The organism is Paraburkholderia sp. CI3 (assembly GCF_050436505.1).
Lineage (GTDB): Bacteria > Pseudomonadota > Gammaproteobacteria > Burkholderiales > Burkholderiaceae > Paraburkholderia > Paraburkholderia tuberum.
In genome coordinates this window covers 2,698,110-2,715,690 of record NZ_JBNDMI010000004.1, presented here as the reverse complement: position 1 = coordinate 2,715,690, position 17,581 = coordinate 2,698,110, and the positions used below count along the sequence as shown (strand labels likewise).

Genomic DNA, 17,581 nt, shown 5'->3' with positions numbered 1-17,581 from the left:
TAAGGTTCGCCTCCGTTTTTTTCTCGACGGCCGCGCGCTAAACTGCGCCTGGCTTACTTCTGCGAACGCAGGATCTTCGCGGCATCCAGCGCGAAATACGTCAGCACGCCGTCCGCGCCTGCACGCTTGAACGCGAGCAGCGATTCCATCATCACCTTGTCGTGATCGAGCCAGCCATTCTGCGCGGCGGCCTTCAGCATGGCGTATTCGCCGCTTACCTGGTACACGTAGGTGGGGAACTGGAACTCGTCCTTCACGCGACGCACGATGTCCAGATACGGCATGCCCGGCTTGACCATCACCATGTCCGCGCCTTCGTTGATGTCGGCCTGCACTTCGCGCAGCGCCTCGTTCGAATTTGCCGGGTCCATCTGGTAGGTCATCTTGTTGCTCTTGCCGAGGTTCGTCGCGGAACCGACGGCATCGCGGAACGGGCCGTAGAACGCCGAAGCGTACTTCGCCGCGTACGCCATGATGCGCGTGTGGATGTGGTCCTCGCTCTCGAGCATTTCGCGGATCGCACCAATGCGTCCGTCCATCATGTCCGACGGCGCGACGATGTCGACGCCGGCTTCCGCCTGCGCACGAGCCTGCTCGACGAGGATCTCGACGGTTTCGTCGTTGATCACGTAGCCGGCTTCGTCGAGCACGCCGTCCTGACCATGGCTCGTATACGGATCGAGCGCCACGTCGGTGAGCACGCCGAGCTCCGGAAAATTCTTCTTCAACTCACGCACCGCGCGCGGGATCAGGCCCGCCGGGTTGGCCGCTTCACGGCCTTCGGGTGTTTTCAGCGAGGGCTCGATCGCGGGAAACAGAGACAACACCGGCACGCCCAGTTCGACGCACTGCCCGGCGACGCCCATCAGCAGATCGACCGACACACGCTCGACGCCCGGCATCGACGGCACGGCTTGCCGCACGTTGGTTCCCTCGACGATGAACACGGGGTAAATCAGATCGTTGGTCGTGAGGATGTTTTCGCGCATCATGCGACGCGAGAAGTCGTCACGGCGCATGCGGCGCGGACGGTAGTGCGGGTAGAAGCTCATATCGAATCGAAGATCGTGGATAGGTGGAGTGGACAAATAGCACCTGGCTCCGCTCCCGGAAACTTTTCGAGACAATGGTATATGATACCGATCGAGCAAGGCGCCTAGCGCTGACCTCCCCGCTTCTCCTCCCTGAGCGGGTGCCTGTCGTTTTTCGATTAGGCTGTTTGACCCGCCGTTCAAGCGGCGGGTTTTTTTATGCGCGGCCGCAAACGCGCTCTGACGCGGGTTTTACAGGCATATCACGCGTGCCGCGGAATTCCTGCATTGATATGCGTTCAGCCCGCGGCCGGCGTTTCGCCTGTTTCGCCCGCTGCCTCCGGGATCAGCCAGCTCTCGATCAGCTCATGCGCTTCATCGAGCCCCGTTCGCTTGAGCGCCGAAAACAGTTGCGCGGTGAGTTCGCCGCGATAGCCCGCAGCCCGATATTCGGCCAGTCCCTTCTGCGCGGTGCGCAACGCGTTCGTGCTTTCCTGGCGCGTCAATTTGTCGCATTTGGTGAGCAGCGTGTGGATCGGCTTGCCGGTCGGCGCGAACCACTCGATCATGCGCCGATCGAGATCCGTCAGAGGGCGGCGCGAATCCATCATGAGGATCATGCCGCGCAGTTGCGAGCGCGATTGCAGATACGTGGACAGCAGCGCTTCCCAGTGCGCCTTCGCCGCAGCCGGCACTTCCGCATAACCGTAGCCCGGCAGGTCGACCAGATAGGCGGTCGGCTCATCCGCCTTGCCAACCGAAAAATAATTGATGTGCTGCGTGCGGCCAGGCGTCTTACTTGCGAATGCAAGTCGCTTCTGATTGCAGAGCACGTTGATCGCGGTCGATTTGCCCGCGTTCGAGCGTCCCGCGAAAGCGATCTCGGGCTGCGCGGTGGCCGGCAGGTCGCGCAGATGATTGACGGTGGTATAGAAGCGGGATTCGTGGAGCAGGAAGGGCATGGTGGAAGCCAGATTGGAGAAGCTGCGGAGCCCGCAGCGGGAACGGGGTCAAGCCCGACTGGCGTCTAAGCGATTAGCGAGTTATTGTACAATACGATGGTTTACTGAAAACCTTAGGAGGCCGCCCCACGTGCCTTGGCGGCTCCTGGCGGTCACTCGGTCGCCGTCGTCGTACTTTGCAGAACATCTAAAATCCCACAAGACGAGACAGGGTGTGCGAATGAATCGACTGTGCAAGACTCTGATGGTGCTTCATGTAACGGCAGGTCTTTCAGGTTTGGCAATTCAGGCACGAGCAGCAGATCCGGCAAAGCCGGACATCAATCGGGGGCAGGCAATCGCGGTACAGGTATGCGCGTCATGTCACGGCGCAGACGGCAACAGTGCCGGCGGCGCATACCCGAAACTGGCGGGCCAGCATCCTGAGTACCTCGTCAAGCAGCTCAGAGATTTCAAGGCGCAGCCGGGCGCCAAACAGGCCGCGCGCAACAATGCGATCATGGCGGGCATGGCCGCCGCGCTTTCCGATCAGGACATGATCAACGTCGCGGCTTACTTCTCGACGCAGACGCCCAAGCCAGGCTATGCGCACAACAAGAAGACCGTCGCGGTGGGGCAGCAGATCTATCGCGGTGGAATTGCCGACCGCGGGGTGCCGGCCTGCGCGGCCTGTCACGGGCCCACGGGGCAGGGTATTCCGATCCAGTATCCACGCCTGTCGGGGCAGTGGGCCGAGTACTCGGTGACGCAATTGACCGCGTTCACGCAAGGTCCGGGCGCTCGTAATAACAACGACGCGATGCATGCGATAGCATCGCGTCTGTCGGACAACGAAATCAAAGCGGTTGCCGACTACATCGCGGGCCTGCATTAAGCGCTTCGTCCGCGCAAATCCAACCGGCCCGGCGAGGCCGGTGAAAAACAAGAAAAGGGTGAGGGTGTCGTCGCTACGACAGCCCTTCACCCTTTTTTGCTGTTCAGTCGGAGTTTGAATGAGCGTCACCACGTCGGGTCTGCAGTCGAAGTCGGGCAATCGCGTCATGCGCAGCGCCATCGAGCTCCTGAGCTCGATGCGTTTCGCCATTGCGCTGCTGGTCATTCTGTCGATCGCGAGCATCATCGGTACCGTCCTCACGCAGGACGATCCGTATCCCAACTACGTCAACCAGTTCGGTCCGTTCTGGGCGGACATCTTCCGCGCGCTGAGCCTCTACACGGTGTACAGCTCGTGGTGGTTCATGCTGATTCTCGGCTTCCTGATGGTGTCTGTGTCGCTCTGCGTGATCCGAAATGCGCCGAAGATGGTCGCCGACGCGAAGAGCTGGAAGGACAAGGTTCGAGAAGGCAGCCTGCGCGCGTTCCATCACAAGGGTGAGTTCGCGGTGCACGGCACGCGCGCGCAGTCGGCAGCGGTGCTCGCAAGGTTGTCGGCGAAGCTCGGCTACAAGTTCGTCACGCGCGAGTCGGACGGCGCGACGTTGATCGCCGCGAAGCGCGGCGCGCTGACGAAGTTCGGCTACATCTTCGCGCACCTCGCGATCGTCGTGATCTGCTTGGGCGGCCTGCTCGACAGCAATCTGCCGATCAAGCTGCAAATGTGGCTGTTCGACAAGTCGCCGATCAACTCGAACACGGTGATCAACGAGATTTCGCCCGAGCATCGGCTGTCGCAATCGAACCCGACGTTCCGCGGCTACGCGTGGGTACCCGAAGGGCAGCACGTGTCGACCGCGATCCTGAATCAGCCCAATGGTTCGCTGATCCAGGACCTGCCGTTTTCGATCGAGCTCAACAAGTTCATCGTCGATTACTACTCGACCGGCATGCCGAAGCTGTTCGCGAGCGACATCGTCGTGATTGATCACAAGACCGGCGCACGCGTGCCGGCGCGCGTCGAGGTCAACAAGCCATTCGAATACGACGGCGTGTCGATTTATCAATCGAGCTTCCAGGACGGCGGCTCGCAGATGCAGATGACTGCCTTCCCGATGTCCGGCCCGAGTGCAAAGCCCGCGCCGTTTGGCGGCACGATCGGCGGCAGCGCGCCGTTGAGCTCGGCCACGCCGCTGGCCGATGGCCAGAGCGTCGAATTCACTGACTTCCGCGCGATCAACGTCGAAAACATCTCGAACGGCAACGGGCAGAACGATGCGCGCGGGGTTGTCGCGCAGCACTCGCTGAAGGAAGCGTTCGACGAGCGCCTCGGCTCCGGCGCGAAGACGTCGAAGCCGCTCGATCTGCACAACGTCGGCCCGTCGGTGCAGTACAAGATTCGCGGCAAGGATGGCCAGGCGCGCGAATACAACAACTACATGCTGCCCGTCGACGTGAACGGCGAGAAAATGTTCCTCGCCGGCATGCGCTTGAATCCCGACGACCCGTTCCGCTACCTGCGCATTCCCGCCGATAGCGGCGGCACGCTCAAGGAATGGATGAATCTGCGCGCCACGCTGGAAGACCCGAACCAACGGGCCATCGCCGCTCATCAATTCGCGCAGCGTTCGGTGCCGGTTTCAAATGCGGAGTTGCAGCAACATCTGGAGGAAAGCGCCTTGCGGGTTCTGACCCTTTTTGCGGGCGCCGACAGCAGCATGAAGATGCCGAATGGCGCAACGCTCGGCGGCTTCCAGGCGGTCGCTGGGTTTATCGACCGCTCGGTACCGAAGGGCGAGCAGGAAAAGGCCGCGGGCCTGCTGCTTCGCATGCTCGAAGGCGTGACGTGGGACTTGTGGCAACTGTCGCGCCAGCGGCTCGGCGAGCCCGCCGCGCCGGCCGATACGGACACGAGCCGCTTCATCCAGAGTTCGCTTAATGCGATTTCAGACAGCTTTCTGTATGGATCGCCGGTCTATTTGCAGCTTGACTCATTCAAGCAGGTGCAAGCTTCGGTATTTCAGTTGACGCGCGCGCCGGGCAAAAAAGTCGTGTATCTTGGCAGCCTGCTTCTCGTATTGGGCATCTTCTCGATGTTCTACGTTCGCGAACGGCGTCTGTGGTTCTGGCTCAAGGACACGGACCACGGCACGAGCGTCGTAATGGCGATGTCGAGCGCGCGTAAGACGCTAGACTTCGAGAAAGAGTTCGTCCAGACGCGGGCCGCCGTGAGCGCCGCATTGGGCGCGAAACTCATCGAAGCAGCCGATGCCAGCCCGGCCGGTCAGGCCGCCGCTGCGTCGGCAAGCTCACAGGATTCGACCCGGTAAGATCATGGACTTGACTCAGGTTTCCTCCTCCTCTTCTTCTGCTTCACGCGCCGACAAGGCGTTTGCGAGCAGCACGCCCGAACTCCCGAACTTCGACGAACGGCCGTTCCTGAAACGCCTGGGTATCGTCGACTGGCTGTTCGCGCTCGCGCTCGTCGGGGGCGCCGGGTTCGCGCTGTCGCGCTATTACCCGTTCATGAACTACTACGACAAACTCGTGCTGATGTGCTCGGTGCCGGTTTTCGTCGTGCTCGGCTGGCGCTGGAAGCCGGTGCGTCCGCTGATGGTGGGAATCGCCGCGCTGTCGCTGCTCGCAATCCAGATCTACCACGGCGATCTGAGCCGCGCCGACAACGCTTTCTTCCTCAAGTATTTCCTCTCGAGTCAGTCCGCGATCCTGTGGATGAGCGCGCTCTTCGTATTCGCGACCGGGTTCTACTGGATCGCGCTGCTGTCGCGCTCGCCGACCGGCGCCGCGATCGGCTCGAAGATGACGTGGGCGGCGGTGCTGATGGGCTTCGTCGGTATGATGGTGCGCTGGTACGAGTCGTATCTGATCGGCGCGGATGTCGGCCATATTCCGATTTCGAACCTCTATGAAGTGTTCGTGCTGTTCAGCCTGATCACCGCGCTGTTCTATCTGTACTACGAGCAGCACTACAACACGCGCGCGCTCGGCGCGTTCGTGTTGCTCGTGATCAGCGCAGCCGTCGGCTTCCTGATGTGGTACTCGGTCGCGCGCGACGCGCAGCAGATCCAGCCGCTCGTGCCGGCGCTGCAAAGCTGGTGGATGAAGATTCACGTGCCGGCGAACTTCATCGGCTATGGCAGCTTCGCGCTGTCGGCGATGGTCGGCGTCGCATATCTGGCGAAGGAACGCGGCGTGCTCGCGGATCGTCTGCCGGCGCTCGACGTGCTCGACGACGTGATGTACAAGTCGATCGCGGTCGGCTTCGCGTTCTTCACGATCGCGACGATTCTCGGCGCGCTGTGGGCCGCCCAAGCCTGGGGCGGCTACTGGAGCTGGGACCCGAAGGAGACGTGGGCGCTGATCGTGTGGCTGAACTACGCGGCCTGGCTGCACATGCGTATGATGAAGGGCCTGCGCGGCGCGCTCGCCGCGTGGTGGGCGCTGACCGGGCTGCTGGTCACGAGCTTCGCGTTCCTCGGCGTGAACATGTTCCTGTCGGGCTTGCATAGCTACGGCAAGCTGTAAGATCCGTCGCGCTGAACCGACTAAGAACCGCCGCGTGCTTTCGCACCGGCGGTTTTTTTATGGCCGATGGAATATTCGTTGCGCCCCGGTGTTCGCCAGTCGAGCACCTGAGCAACTACCCGTGGATGACAGACGCCCCCAAAGGGGCGATCATCAATAAGGCTCCGCAACGCGCGCGACGCGGCGGGCCGGCAAGGAGCAGCACGATGTGGATCAAGCGAAGCGACAGAATTCAACTGACCGGCGATGACATCGCGCGCAGCGAAATCGCGCCGCGGCACGTATTCGAGAACCGGCGACGCATCCTGCAGGCGGCGGGCGCGATGGCGCTCGGCAGCCTGATCGGCGTGAGCGGCGAGGCGCTCGCGACCTACTCGTCGCCCGATCCGAAGGCGCAGAAGCTCGCGGCGAAAACCAACACCAGGTTCGTCGCGCTCGACAAGATCACGCCGTACAAGGACATCGCAACCTACAACAATTTCTACGAGTTCGGCACCGATAAATCCGACCCCTCGCAGCGCGCGGGCACGTTGCGGCCGCATCCGTGGAAGGTGAGCGTCGAGGGCGAGATCAAGAATCCGAAGGTGTACGACATCGACGATCTGCTGAAGCTCGCGCCGCTCGAGGAGCGTGTGTACCGGCATCGCTGCGTCGAAGGTTGGTCGATCGTGGTGCCGTGGATCGGCGTCTCGCTGTCGGAGCTGATCAAACGCGTCGAGCCGACCGGCAATGCAAAGTACGTGCAGTTCATCACGCTCGCCGATCCGTCGCAGATGCCAGGGTTGTCGGCACCCATACTCGATTGGCCGTACTCCGAAGGCCTGCGGATGGACGAGGCGATGCATCCGCTGACGCTACTGACGATGGGCCTCTACGGCCAGGTGCTGCCGAATCAGAACGGCGCGCCGGTGCGCGTCGTGGTGCCGTGGAAGTACGGCTTCAAGAGCGCGAAGTCGCTCGTGAAAATCCGCTTCGTCGAGAAGCAGCCGCCGACGAGCTGGAACACGTACGCGTCGAACGAATATGGGTTTTATTCGAACGTGAATCCGAATGTCGATCATCCGCGCTGGAGTCAAGCCACTGAACGGCGCATCGGCGAAGACGGCTTTTTCACGCCGAAACGCAAGACGCTGATGTTCAACGGTTACGGCGATCAGGTCGCGTCGCTCTATCAGGGCATGGACCTGAAGAAGAACTTCTAGGGCGAGCGCGATGGTTTCCGATACGCAAACTGTCACCCGCACCGAGCCTGCGACGCGGCGGACGTCGTCGGCGTCGGCGGCGAAGCCGCGTTCCACCGGCGGCGCGCGCTGGGTCGTGCCCACCAAAGTCGCAGTCTTCATCGCGGCGCTCTATCCTCTCGCGCGCCTCGTGCTGTTCGGCCTGACCGACCGGCTCGGCGCGAATCCGATTGAATTCATCACACGCTCGACCGGCCTGTGGACGCTCGTGTTCCTGTGCATCACGCTCGCGGTGACGCCGCTACGCCGTCTGACCGGCGTCGCCGCGTTCGTGCGTTTCCGCCGCATGCTCGGGCTCTACACGTTCTTCTACGCGACGCTGCATTTCACCACGTACCTGTGGTTCGACAAGTGGTTCGATGTTGCGGAGATTCTGAAGGACATCGGCAAGCGGCCGTTCATCACGGTGGGCTTCACCGCGTTCGTGCTGCTGATCGCGCTTGCGGTCACGTCGCCGCGCGCGATGGTGCGCAAGCTCGGACGTCGCTGGCAGACGCTGCATCGCGCGATCTATGCGATCGGCGTGCTCGCGATCCTGCATTTCTGGTGGATGAAGGCGGGCAAGCACGACCTGCTGCTGCCGAAGATCTACGGCGCGGTGATGATCGCGTTGCTGGGATGGCGGCTGGTGGTGTGGATACGTGAGCGGAGGATGGGAACGCGCCGACGATGATGGCGAGTTTATTGGCGTCACGCTGTTTCAAATAAAAATGGCGATGCCACCGTGGCATCGCCATTTTCGTTGCTGCGCTCGACCTTCGCGCTCTGCCGCAGGTACTGACGTTTACGCCGGCAGTATTGTTTCATCCGCAAACAGCTGCTTGACCTCTTCGCGCGCGCGAACCACATGCGCCTGTGTACCATCCGCCATCACCTCGGCGGCGCGCGCACGGGTGTTGTAGTTCGAGCTCATCACGAAGCCGTACGCGCCGGCCGAGCGGATCGCGAGCAGATCGCCGGGTTCGATCGCGAGCAGCCGCTCGCGGCCGAGCCAGTCGCCGCTTTCGCAGACCGGGCCGACCACGTCGTACACATGCGCGGGGACGTCGCGCTTCACGACCGGCTCGATGGCATGATAGGCGTCGTACATCGCGGGGCGCGCGAGATCGGTCATCGCCGCGTCGACGATCGCGAAGTTCTTGTCCTCGCCCGGCTTCAGAAACTCGAGACGTGTGAGCAGCACGCCCGCATTGCCGACCAGCGAGCGGCCCGGCTCGAAATAGACTTCGCGGTGACCGTGGCCGCGCGCTTCGATGCGATCGAGCACCGTGCGCACGAACTCACCGATTTCCGGCGGCGTTTCGTCGTCGTAGGTGATGCCCAGACCGCCGCCGACGTCGATATGGCGAATCGACACGCCGTCCTGCTCGATCTGCTCGACGAGTTCCAGCACCTTGTCGATCGCGTCGAGATAGGGCGCGACTTCGGTGATCTGCGAGCCAATATGGCAGTCGATGCCGATCACCTCGAGATTCGACATCGCCGCGGCCGCCTGGTAGGTGGCACGCGCATCTTCGAACGCGACGCCGAACTTGTTGGTCTTGAGTCCGGTGGAAATGTACGGATGCGTTTTCGCATCGACATCGGGATTCACGCGCAGCGACACCGGCGCTTTCTTGCCCATCTCGCCCGCCACCGCGTTGAGGCGGTCGAGTTCGGGAATCGATTCGACGTTGAAGCATTTGACGCCCGCCGCGAGCGCGTCGCGCATTTCGCTTGCCTGCTTGCCAACGCCCGAAAACACGGTGTTTTCCGCTTTGCCGCCAGCCGCGAGCACGCGCGCGAGCTCGCCGCCCGACACGATGTCGAAGCCCGCGCCGAGGCGCGCGAACACGTTCAGCACCGCGAGATTGCTGTTGGCCTTGACGGCCACGTGCACGCTCGCGCGACGCCCCGCGCAGGCGCCCGCATAGGCGTTCCACGCAGCGGTGAGCGCGGCGCGTGAATAGACGTAGAGCGGCGTGCCGAACTGCTCGGCGAGGGAAACGGCGGACACGCCTTCGGCGTGCAATACGCCGTCGACGTAGTCAAATGCGGATCGAGTCATGCGAAAGTCTTATTGAACGGAAGGGACGGCAGAGGCGGGCAGCGGCACTGCGGGAGCCGATGCCGCCGAAGCGGGCGGCGCCGCGAGCTGGTCTTCGGGGGCGAGCGTGAGCGGCGTGCCCGAGGTGTCCGGGATCGAACCCGTGTCGGCCGCGCTGCCGCTAGCCGGTTGCGTTCGATCGGTCGATGGCGTTTGCGTGCGGTGAGCCGGCGGGGCAGGCATCGGCGGTACGGTCGGCAGATAGAGTGAGCCGCGTTGGCCGCAGCCGGTAAGCGCACAACCTGCGAGAATGACTAAAACCGCTACAATCGCGCGGCCGGGCGCTGCCGCGCGCATCCGAGTTACGACTCGCATGACTGTCCCTGAATGAATAATCGATGGAGTTTAGCATGTCCGATAGTGATTACCTGACCCGTGCGGAAGCCGTGCTGGCCGCCATCGAGAGCGCGCTCGACGACATCGACGCCGACATCGAGCTCGAGCGCAGCGGCAACGTTTTGACGCTCGAATTCGAGAACCGCACGAAGATCATCGTCAACCTTCAGCCGCCGATGAGCGAGATCTGGATCGCGGCGAAGGCCGGCGGTTTCCACTTCCGTTTCGTCGACGGTGAATGGCGCGACACGCGCAGCGGCGCGGAGTTTTTCGCGGCGCTGTCGCAGTATGCGACGCAGCAGGCTGGCGAGCCGGTGCGGATCGCCGCGCTATGAGCGCGGTGTAATAAGCGCGAGACGCTCTCAAAACAAAACCGCCGCGTAACGAACGCGGCGGTTTTTTCTTTTCTAGCGGGACATCGACGCAGCCTCAGTGCCCGCGGAACAGATTCATGATGTCCTGCTTTTCCTGTTCGCCGACCTGTTCCGGAGCGGCGGCTGCCGCGCTCGCCTCGGCATCGAGCGTCGCCTGACTGACGCCGACCGTCGCGATGAAACCGTGGCCCGGCGTGAACTCGTCGAAATAAAGCTCCGAGCCGATTTCGCTGACGTCGTCGGGGCGTGGCATCTTGTACTCGGGCACCCCCTTCAGCGCGCGTCCCATGTACTCGATCCACACCGGCAGCGCCAGGCCGCCGCCGGTTTCCTTGTCGCCGAGGCTGCGCGGGTTGTCGTAGCCGATCCACGCGATCGCGGTGAGCGTGTGCTGATAGCCGGCGAACCACGCGTCACGGGAATCGTTGGTCGTGCCGGTCTTGCCGGCGAGATCGGTGCGCTTGAGCACGTTGCTCTTCGCCCCGGTGCCGTGCTGCGCGACGCTTTGCAGCAGGCTGTTCATCACGTAGGCGTTGCGCGGTTGGATCGCGAACGGCGCGCTTTGCCCGGCCACGAGCGGCTGCGCGTGCGCGACGACGATGCCGCGCTGATCGGTGACCTCCGCGATCAGATACGGATTGATCCGGTAGCCGCCGTTGGCAAACACCGAGAACGCGCCGGCCATTTGCAGCGGCGTCACGAGACCCGCGCCGAGCGCCATCGGCAGATAGGCGGGATGACGGTCCGCGTCGAAGCCAAACCGCGTGATGTATTGCTGCGCGTACTTCGGGCCGATCTGGTTCAGGATGCGGATCGACACGAGGTTCTTCGATTTCTGGAGCGCGGTGCGCATCGTCATCGGACCGTCGAAGCCGCCGCCGTAGTTTTTCGGCTCCCACGCCTGGCCGCCGGTTTCGGCGGCGCTGAAGAAGAGCGGCGCGTCGTTGATGATCGTGGCGGGCCCGAGGCCCTTTTCGAGCGACGCCGAATAGATGAACGGCTTGAAGCTGGAGCCCGGCTGACGCCACGCCTGCGTAACGTGATTGAACTTGTTCTTGTTGAAGTCGAAGCCGCCGACCAGCGAGCGGATCGCACCGTCCTGCGGCACCAGCGAGATGAACGCGCCTTCCACCTGGGGCAATTGCGTGATCGACCAGTCGCCCTCGTCGTTCTTCACGAGCCGCACGATCGCGCCGGGCCGGATGCGCTGATTCGGCTGCGCGCGCGGGCCGAGCGCGAACTGCGCATAGCGCAGGCCGTCGCCCTGAATGGTCGCGACATTGCCGTCGATGAACGCCGCCTGGACCTGCTTCGGGCCCGCCGCCGTGACGACGGCCGCGATGATTTCGCCATTGTCGGGATGTTCGAGCAGCGCGTCGTCGATGGCCTGCTCGCGCTCGTCGGCGTCGGCCGGCAGATCGATGAACGCCTCCGGGCCGCGATAGCCGTGACGGCGCTCGTAGTCCATCAAGCCTTTGCGCACCGCGTGGTAGGCGACGTCCTGATCGGCCGAGTCGATCGTGGTCACGACGTTCAGGCCGTGCGTGTAGGCTTCCTCGCGATACTGCGCGTACATCATCTGCCGCACCATTTCCGCGACGTATTCCGCGTGTACGCTGTACTCCTTGCCCATGCCCTTCACGACGAGCCGCTGCCGGCTCGCCTCGTCGTACTGTTCCTGAGTGATGTAGTGCAATTCGTACATGCGCTGCAGGATGTACTCCTGGCGCACCTTCGCACGCTTCGGATTGACGACCGGGTTATACGCGGAGGGCGCCTTCGGCAGACCGGCGAGCATCGCCGATTCGGCGAGCGTCAGGTCCTTCAGATCCTTGCCGAAGTACACGCGCGCGGCACTCGCGAAACCGTACGCGCGCTGACCGAGATAGATCTGATTCATGTACACCTCGAGAATCTGATCCTTGCTCAGCTTCGACTCGATCTTGTACGCGAGCAGCATCTCGTAGATCTTGCGCGTGTACGTCTTCTCGCTGGACAGAAAGAAGTTGCGCGCGACCTGCATCGTGATCGTGCTCGCGCCTTGCGTCGCATGACCGTTGGTCAGCGCGACGAAGCCGGCTCGCGCGATGCCGGTGAGGTCGACGCCACCGTGCTCATAGAAGCGCGCGTCCTCGATCGCGAGGATCGCTTTCTTCAGGCTGTCGGGCACGTCCTGGATGTGCACGATGTCGCGCCGCTCCGCGCCGAATTCGCCGATCAGCACGTGGTCGGCCGTATAGATTCGCAGCGGCACTTTGGGCTGATAGTCAGTCAATGCATCGAGTGACGGCAGGTTTGGCGTCGCGACGACGAGCGCATAGCCGAGCACCAGCGCCACGCAGACGATGCCCGCCACGATCAACCCGACAAAGCCAAGGATCAGCTTCAGCCATAACGGACGTTTGCGCTTTTTCGGCGCGGGCGGTGGGGACGCAGGAGACGTGGCTTGCATAGGAGTACCGGAAAAACAGTCCCGCGATTATAGCCGCCAGGGTTTTTCTGCTTTCGACAAGCTTACGAATAACGCGCAATCGGCACACGCAAGGCGGCGCGGGAATGACTTCGCCGTAGTCCCAACTGTAGTCGCTTTGATGTCGCTCGGGGCGGCTTCGCATCCGCGTTAGCCATTCGGCTGAATGTCGTTAGGACGTGCGTCTGCCGACAATGATCCCTCGTTACTCGCGTTCGAATGGTTCGTCGCGTGAGTCAGAGGGAGGGCGGTATGGCCTATAAAAATTCATGGCTTCAGGCGGTGCGGGAGGGCCGGCAGCGTTTCGCCGCCGGCATCGATGTCGGTTCGCAAAACGTGCGTCTCGTCGTGGTGAGTCAACGCGCCCGGGGCGCGCTGCATCTCGAACATATGAGCACGGTGCCGTTCGCGGCCGGCACCATGGCGGGCGCCGAGATCGTCGATCGGCAGGCCGTCGCGCGGGCGTTGCGCGATGCGTTCGCCGGTTTGCCGCGCGTGTGCGCGACGCACGCGCTGCGCTGCGCGATGGCCGTGCCTTCGTCGGCCACGTTGACGACGACAGTGCCGCTCGCGCGGCTCGCCGCTCAGAGCGACTGCGAGGCGGAGGACGGCGGCGTTGCGCTCGCCGGACTTGCGCCCGCGGTGATGGGAGAGGCGGAGCGCATCGCCGGCCTCGAGCGTCATGCGCTCGCGGTCGACTGGTACGTCGACGAGACGCCGTCGCCGGTGCGCTCGGTGAAGATCGCCGCGACCGCGCGTCAGCATCTCGAAGCGCGGATCGAATGCGCCGCGACCGCAGGGATTTCGCTGTCCGCGATCGATGGCGAACCGCATGCGGCATTGCGCGCGCTGCGCCATGCGGCCAGTCGCGAGCTCGACCCGAACGAGCCGTACGCGGCGGTGTGGGTCGGTACGGACGGCGTGTACGGCTGGAGCGTCGTCGATGGCGCGAGCGTCGGCGAGATGCGCTACCCGGCGCCCGAGCATGCCGATCTCGCCGACGCGTTGCGCGATCTCACGCACGGGCCGGAGTTCGACTGCGCGCTGATTGGCGGCGAAATCGATCTGCTCGACGGCGTCGGCTTTTCACTCGCCGATATTGGCGACGTGCTCGGCTGCTCGGCGCTGCCGTTCGAATGCGCGCTGCTCGGCAGCCACGCGCGGCCGCTCGACGACGCCTTGCTGCACGAGCCGGCTGGCGCGGTCGCGTTTGGGCTCGCGTTGCGCGGGGTGCTGGAATGAAGGCCGTTCTGTCGTTTTCGTCTGGCGTCGCCGCGAGTGCCGATCAGCGCGCCGCTGTACCGTGGCTGGGCGGCTTCAATCTGCTGCCGTATCGCCAACGCAACGCGCGACTCGCGCGGCGCCGCTGTATGCGCGACTGGGCTGTGGCCGCTTGTGTCGGTGCCGCGGGTGTGTTGCTCGTCGCCGGTTGGCAGAGCTTCGCCGCAGCGCGGCTCGATGCGCGGCGCGCGGCGGCCGGGCAGGCGCTGACTCCGCTCGCCGTGCCGCTCGCGGAGCACGCGAAGCTGTCGCGGGCCGAACAGGATGAGCGCGAAGCCGCGGCGCGCGCCGCGAGTCTCGCAAGGCCGCTCGCACATCTGCGCGATCTGCTCGACACGCTGAGCTTCGAACCCGGCGATCGCGTCGTGTTGCGGCAGTTGCGCCAGCGCGAGTACGAGACTGAATTGCTGGCGACTTCGAGTGACCATATCGCGTCGGCTGAGTGGCTCAAGCGGCTCGGCGCGATCCACGGCGTGCAGGGCGCGGAGATGCGCGATCTGCATCGGCCGACGGGGAAGGGCGGCGCGTCGACGGAACAGGCGATAGGCGGACCCGTGGAGTTCGATGCGCGCCTGCGCTGGGGCGATCCGCCGCACAAAGCGACGCGCGCCCTGAAGGCCGCACGAACGGGAGGTGCGCGATGAGCACGACCTTTTTCGAGGCGGGTGGTGCGGCGGATGGGTCCGCGGGTTTTTCGCGCTGGGTCAAGCGGGCGCGTATGCCGCTCGAGGCGTGGAGCCGGCGCCGTCGCTGGCTCGTCGCGGCGACGCTTGCCGCGCTCGTGTTCGGTGTCGGCGCGTACGGCTGGAACGCGGCTGATCTCGCCGGGCTGGAAGCGAGCCGCGCGGCGCTCGCGCTCAGCACGCAGCGTCTCGCGGACGCGCGGCACACGCTCGCACAGCTGCCGTCGCTGCGCCGTGCAGCCGCGGCGATGCCGGCCACGGCGTCGAGCGCCGTGTCGTGGAACTCCGCCGACGACGTGCGCATCGTCTCCGAGCTGGCCACGCAAAGCGGCGTCGCGCTGCTTGCGGTGGAACCGGGCGCGGCGAGCGGCGAGGGCGTCGAGCGGATGCGCGCGCTGCAGCTCACCGCGCGCACCGACTTCGTTCACCTGATGGCGTTTTTCCACGGGCTCGCGCAACTGCCGGTGCTGATCGTTCCCGTCGACGTGACCGTCAAGCAGGACGGCAAAGGGCTCGCGGTGGCCGCGACGCTGCAGGTGTACGCTGCGCTGCGACCGGTGCCCGACACCCCGGCTGCGAGCGCCGAGGCGAGCCCTGACGCCGACGAGGCTGCCGACGATGACGACGAAGGCCTCGTGTTCTTCGATCCGTTTGCGAAGTCGCAGATCTCCGCGAGCGGCGAGCTGGGCGATGCTTCTGAGTTGCGCCTTGTCGGTTTGCTGCGCGATCGTACCCGCGGGCTCGCGCTGCTCGACACGCCAGACGGCACGACGACGGTCGCGGCCGGGCAACGACTGGGCGTCGAGCGGGTCACACAGCTCGACGCGCTTGGCATTACGCTCGCGAACGGCGGCGCGACGCGTACGCTGACGCTGACGGAGGCGTCATGATGCGCCCGCTCAAGCGATGGAGCGTCGCGACGCTGGGCGTCGGACGAGAGGTCCGCGTCGTCTCCGGACGGTGTTTCGGGCTCTACGTCGCCGCGACGCTGGGTGCCGGCGTCGCACAGGCAGCGACGCCACTGCTGCTGCCGCCGTTGCCGACTTACGCGGCGCTCGACGACCCGGCCGTGTCGGCCAACACCACCTACGAGACGGCGCCGCTGCCGAGCGGCGGCGTCGGCCAGGCGGCGAATCCGTTCGGCGACGTTTCCACGCCAGGCGCGGCCCAGGAGCCGGACACGCTCCAGCCGGCCGCGCGTTCCGCGATAGGGCCCGACGCCTCCCCGGACGACGTCGCCAACGGCCCGATGCCGCCGCCTTCGCCAGGACAACCCGCCACCCCGGCTCGCGACGACAGTGCCGGCACGCCTGGTCTCGAAGGCCCGCCGGTCCCGCTGCCGCCGCGGCCGCGCCTCGCCGACGCATCGGCGAGTGCGGACTCGGGCCTTCCCGCGGGCAACGAGCCGATCTCGCTGAACTTTCAGCGTGCGCAACTTGGCGCGGTCCTGAAAGCGTTCGCCGAGTTCACCGGCCTGAACATCGTCGCCAGCGACAAAGTGCGCGGCGCCGTGTCGATACGTCTCGACAAGGTGCCGTGGCGCACCGCGTTCGACACCTTGCTCGACGTCAACAATCTGGCGATGGAGCGCCACGGCAACGTAATCTGGGTCGCGCCTGCCGCCGAGCTCGCCGCGCGCGAACGTCAGCGCTTCGAAGCCCACGCGCGCGCCGCGGACCTCGAGCCGCTCGCGAGCCGCACGTTCGAGCTGCACTACGCGCACGCCGAGGACGTGCGTCGCCTGCTGACCGGTTCCGGCACCCAGCGCGTGCTGTCCAAACGTGGCGCCGTCACCGCTGATCCGCGCACCAATCTGCTGTTCGTCACCGATCTCGCGGGGCGGCTCGAGCAGATCGCGACGCTGATCGCTTCCGTCGACCGGCCGACTCGCCAGGTGCTGATCGAGGCTCAGATCGTCGAAGGCGACCAGGGCTTTTCGCGCAATCTCGGGGTGCGGCTGTCGCTCGCCGGCACCAGCGCGGACGGTACGTCGAGAGGGCTGACGGGTGGAACGGACGGCTCCGTGTACGATCTGTCGGCCCGACCGATCTCCGGATTCGATGCCGCGACCGCCGGCCTCACGCTGTTCGCGGCTCACGCGACCCGGCTGCTGAATATCGAACTCTCGGCGCTCGAGTCCGAAGGGCATGGGAAAATCGTGTCGAGCCCACGGGTCGTCACCGCGGACCGGATGAAGGCGATCGTCGAGCAGGGCACCGAGCTGCCGTATCAGGCGAAGGTCGGCCAGGGCGTATCGGGCGTGCAGTTTCGTCGGGCGACGCTCAAACTGGAGGTCGAGCCGCAGATCATGCCGGATGGCCGCGTGGTGCTCGATCTCGACGTCGCGAAGGACAGCGTCGGCGAGCAGACCGACGCCGGGCCCGCGATCAACACCAAGCACGTGCAAACGCGCGTCGAGGTCGAGGACGGTGGTACGGTGTCGATCGGCGGAATTTACGAGACCGACGACCGTGACGACGTCGAGCGGGTGCCCCTCCTCGGCAAAATACCGGTTCTGGGCGCATTGTTCCGCCATCGGACTCATCGCGACACGCGTAGCGAACTGGCGGTTTTCATCACGCCGCGCGTGGTGCGGGAAAATTAGGGCATATAGGGCACGCATGCACCGCCGTCCGCCGGCGGCGCGCAGGCTCGACAAGGCAGCCGCTTTGCCAGTAAGCTGCGGCACGAACTACAC

The 17,581-nt window shown here is 64.6% G+C and carries 15 protein-coding genes; 10 read left to right on the top strand and 5 right to left on the bottom strand.

From position 1 onward, the window contains the following. Window positions 1-53: 53 nt before the first annotated feature. Both hemB and yihA read right to left on the bottom strand, forming a co-directional pair. Window positions 54-1,052, bottom strand: a complete 999-nt coding sequence (hemB, locus tag OKW29_RS33980; RefSeq protein ID WP_184065475.1) for a porphobilinogen synthase — start codon at window positions 1,050-1,052, stop codon at window positions 54-56. A gap of 278 nt (window positions 1,053-1,330) precedes the next feature. Further along, entirely contained in the window at window positions 1,331-1,993 is a 663-nt protein-coding gene (gene yihA, locus OKW29_RS33975; RefSeq protein WP_184070682.1) for a ribosome biogenesis GTP-binding protein YihA/YsxC, read from the bottom strand. A gap of 220 nt (window positions 1,994-2,213) precedes the next feature. On the opposite strand from yihA, the gene OKW29_RS33970 reads away from it, so the two are divergent. The 5 genes from OKW29_RS33970 (at window position 2,214) to msrQ (ending at window position 8,326) form a co-directional block, all read left to right on the top strand. Next, complete coding sequence (locus tag OKW29_RS33970; RefSeq protein WP_184036008.1) at window positions 2,214-2,867, top strand: c-type cytochrome; 654 nt, start codon at window positions 2,214-2,216, stop codon at window positions 2,865-2,867. A 118-nt stretch (window positions 2,868-2,985) separates the two neighbouring features. Beyond that, window positions 2,986-5,196, top strand: coding sequence for a cytochrome c biogenesis protein ResB (locus tag OKW29_RS33965; RefSeq protein ID WP_429294057.1), 2,211 nt, complete (start codon window positions 2,986-2,988; stop codon window positions 5,194-5,196). Window positions 5,197-5,200: 4 nt separating this feature from the next. After that, the gene (ccsB, locus tag OKW29_RS33960) at window positions 5,201-6,412 is read left to right on the top strand and encodes a c-type cytochrome biogenesis protein CcsB (protein WP_090802147.1); all 1,212 of its coding nucleotides are present in this window, start codon (window positions 5,201-5,203) and stop codon (window positions 6,410-6,412) included. A gap of 206 nt (window positions 6,413-6,618) precedes the next feature. After that, window positions 6,619-7,614: a protein-methionine-sulfoxide reductase catalytic subunit MsrP gene (gene msrP, locus OKW29_RS33955; RefSeq protein ID WP_429294056.1), complete on the top strand. Its 996-nt coding sequence runs from the start codon at window positions 6,619-6,621 to the stop codon at window positions 7,612-7,614. A 10-nt stretch (window positions 7,615-7,624) separates the two neighbouring features. Next, entirely contained in the window at window positions 7,625-8,326 is a 702-nt protein-coding gene (gene msrQ, locus OKW29_RS33950) for a protein-methionine-sulfoxide reductase heme-binding subunit MsrQ (RefSeq protein ID WP_429294055.1), read from the top strand. A gap of 111 nt (window positions 8,327-8,437) precedes the next feature. Here msrQ and lysA read toward each other — a convergent pair whose 3' ends face one another. Further along, on the bottom strand, window positions 8,438-9,700 hold the full coding sequence (gene lysA / locus OKW29_RS33945) for a diaminopimelate decarboxylase (RefSeq protein ID WP_429294054.1): 1,263 nt from the start codon (window positions 9,698-9,700) through the stop codon (window positions 8,438-8,440). 9 nt (window positions 9,701-9,709) lie between these two features. After that, on the bottom strand, window positions 9,710-10,054 hold the full coding sequence (gene lptM / locus OKW29_RS33940) for an LPS translocon maturation chaperone LptM (protein ID WP_090802141.1): 345 nt from the start codon (window positions 10,052-10,054) through the stop codon (window positions 9,710-9,712). Between the two features lie 35 nt (window positions 10,055-10,089). Here lptM and cyaY point away from each other — a divergent pair, with 35 nt between their 5' ends. After that, a complete protein-coding gene (gene cyaY / locus OKW29_RS33935; RefSeq protein WP_090802140.1) occupies window positions 10,090-10,410 on the top strand; it encodes an iron donor protein CyaY in 321 nt (106 codons plus the stop codon). A 94-nt stretch (window positions 10,411-10,504) separates the two neighbouring features. Here cyaY and OKW29_RS33930 read toward each other — a convergent pair whose 3' ends face one another. Next, window positions 10,505-12,901, bottom strand: a complete 2,397-nt coding sequence (locus OKW29_RS33930) for a penicillin-binding protein 1A (RefSeq protein WP_429294053.1) — start codon at window positions 12,899-12,901, stop codon at window positions 10,505-10,507. 270 nt (window positions 12,902-13,171) lie between these two features. Here OKW29_RS33930 and pilM point away from each other — a divergent pair, with 270 nt between their 5' ends. From pilM to OKW29_RS33910, 4 genes are read left to right on the top strand one after another with little or no spacing between them, the layout of a single operon-like run. Then, window positions 13,172-14,161 (top strand): pilus assembly protein PilM, encoded by a 990-nt coding sequence (pilM, locus tag OKW29_RS33925; RefSeq protein WP_187616818.1) that lies wholly within the window; start codon window positions 13,172-13,174, stop codon window positions 14,159-14,161. Beyond that, window positions 14,158-14,844 (top strand): fimbrial assembly protein, encoded by a 687-nt coding sequence (locus OKW29_RS33920; RefSeq protein ID WP_429294052.1) that lies wholly within the window; start codon window positions 14,158-14,160, stop codon window positions 14,842-14,844. Before pilM ends, OKW29_RS33920 begins: the two co-directional genes overlap by 4 nt. Beyond that, entirely contained in the window at window positions 14,841-15,773 is a 933-nt protein-coding gene (locus OKW29_RS33915; protein WP_429294051.1) for a hypothetical protein, read from the top strand. Before OKW29_RS33920 ends, OKW29_RS33915 begins: the two co-directional genes overlap by 4 nt. Beyond that, window positions 15,770-17,488 carry a type IV pilus secretin PilQ gene (locus OKW29_RS33910; protein WP_429294050.1) on the top strand — a complete coding sequence of 573 codons (1,719 nt, stop codon included), beginning with the start codon at window positions 15,770-15,772 and terminating at the stop codon, window positions 17,486-17,488. Before OKW29_RS33915 ends, OKW29_RS33910 begins: the two co-directional genes overlap by 4 nt. The last annotated feature ends 93 nt before the right edge of the window (window positions 17,489-17,581 follow it).

What these genes read in the sequence shown, in the direction of transcription:
- hemB (WP_184065475.1), bottom strand. Translation starts at nt 1,052, where the DNA reads ATGAGCTTCTACCCGCACTACCGTCCGCGCCGCATGCGCCGTGACGAC.
- yihA (WP_184070682.1), bottom strand. Translation starts at nt 1,993, where the DNA reads ATGCCCTTCCTGCTCCACGAATCCCGCTTCTATACCACCGTCAATCAT.
- OKW29_RS33970 (WP_184036008.1), top strand. Translation starts at nt 2,214, where the DNA reads ATGAATCGACTGTGCAAGACTCTGATGGTGCTTCATGTAACGGCAGGT.
- OKW29_RS33965 (WP_429294057.1), top strand. Translation starts at nt 2,986, where the DNA reads ATGAGCGTCACCACGTCGGGTCTGCAGTCGAAGTCGGGCAATCGCGTC.
- ccsB (WP_090802147.1), top strand. Translation starts at nt 5,201, where the DNA reads ATGGACTTGACTCAGGTTTCCTCCTCCTCTTCTTCTGCTTCACGCGCC.
- msrP (WP_429294056.1), top strand. Translation starts at nt 6,619, where the DNA reads ATGTGGATCAAGCGAAGCGACAGAATTCAACTGACCGGCGATGACATC.
- msrQ (WP_429294055.1), top strand. Translation starts at nt 7,625, where the DNA reads ATGGTTTCCGATACGCAAACTGTCACCCGCACCGAGCCTGCGACGCGG.
- lysA (WP_429294054.1), bottom strand. Translation starts at nt 9,700, where the DNA reads ATGACTCGATCCGCATTTGACTACGTCGACGGCGTATTGCACGCCGAA.
- lptM (WP_090802141.1), bottom strand. Translation starts at nt 10,054, where the DNA reads ATGCGAGTCGTAACTCGGATGCGCGCGGCAGCGCCCGGCCGCGCGATT.
- cyaY (WP_090802140.1), top strand. Translation starts at nt 10,090, where the DNA reads ATGTCCGATAGTGATTACCTGACCCGTGCGGAAGCCGTGCTGGCCGCC.
- OKW29_RS33930 (WP_429294053.1), bottom strand. Translation starts at nt 12,901, where the DNA reads ATGCAAGCCACGTCTCCTGCGTCCCCACCGCCCGCGCCGAAAAAGCGC.
- pilM (WP_187616818.1), top strand. Translation starts at nt 13,172, where the DNA reads ATGGCCTATAAAAATTCATGGCTTCAGGCGGTGCGGGAGGGCCGGCAG.
- OKW29_RS33920 (WP_429294052.1), top strand. Translation starts at nt 14,158, where the DNA reads ATGAAGGCCGTTCTGTCGTTTTCGTCTGGCGTCGCCGCGAGTGCCGAT.
- OKW29_RS33915 (WP_429294051.1), top strand. Translation starts at nt 14,841, where the DNA reads ATGAGCACGACCTTTTTCGAGGCGGGTGGTGCGGCGGATGGGTCCGCG.
- OKW29_RS33910 (WP_429294050.1), top strand. Translation starts at nt 15,770, where the DNA reads ATGATGCGCCCGCTCAAGCGATGGAGCGTCGCGACGCTGGGCGTCGGA.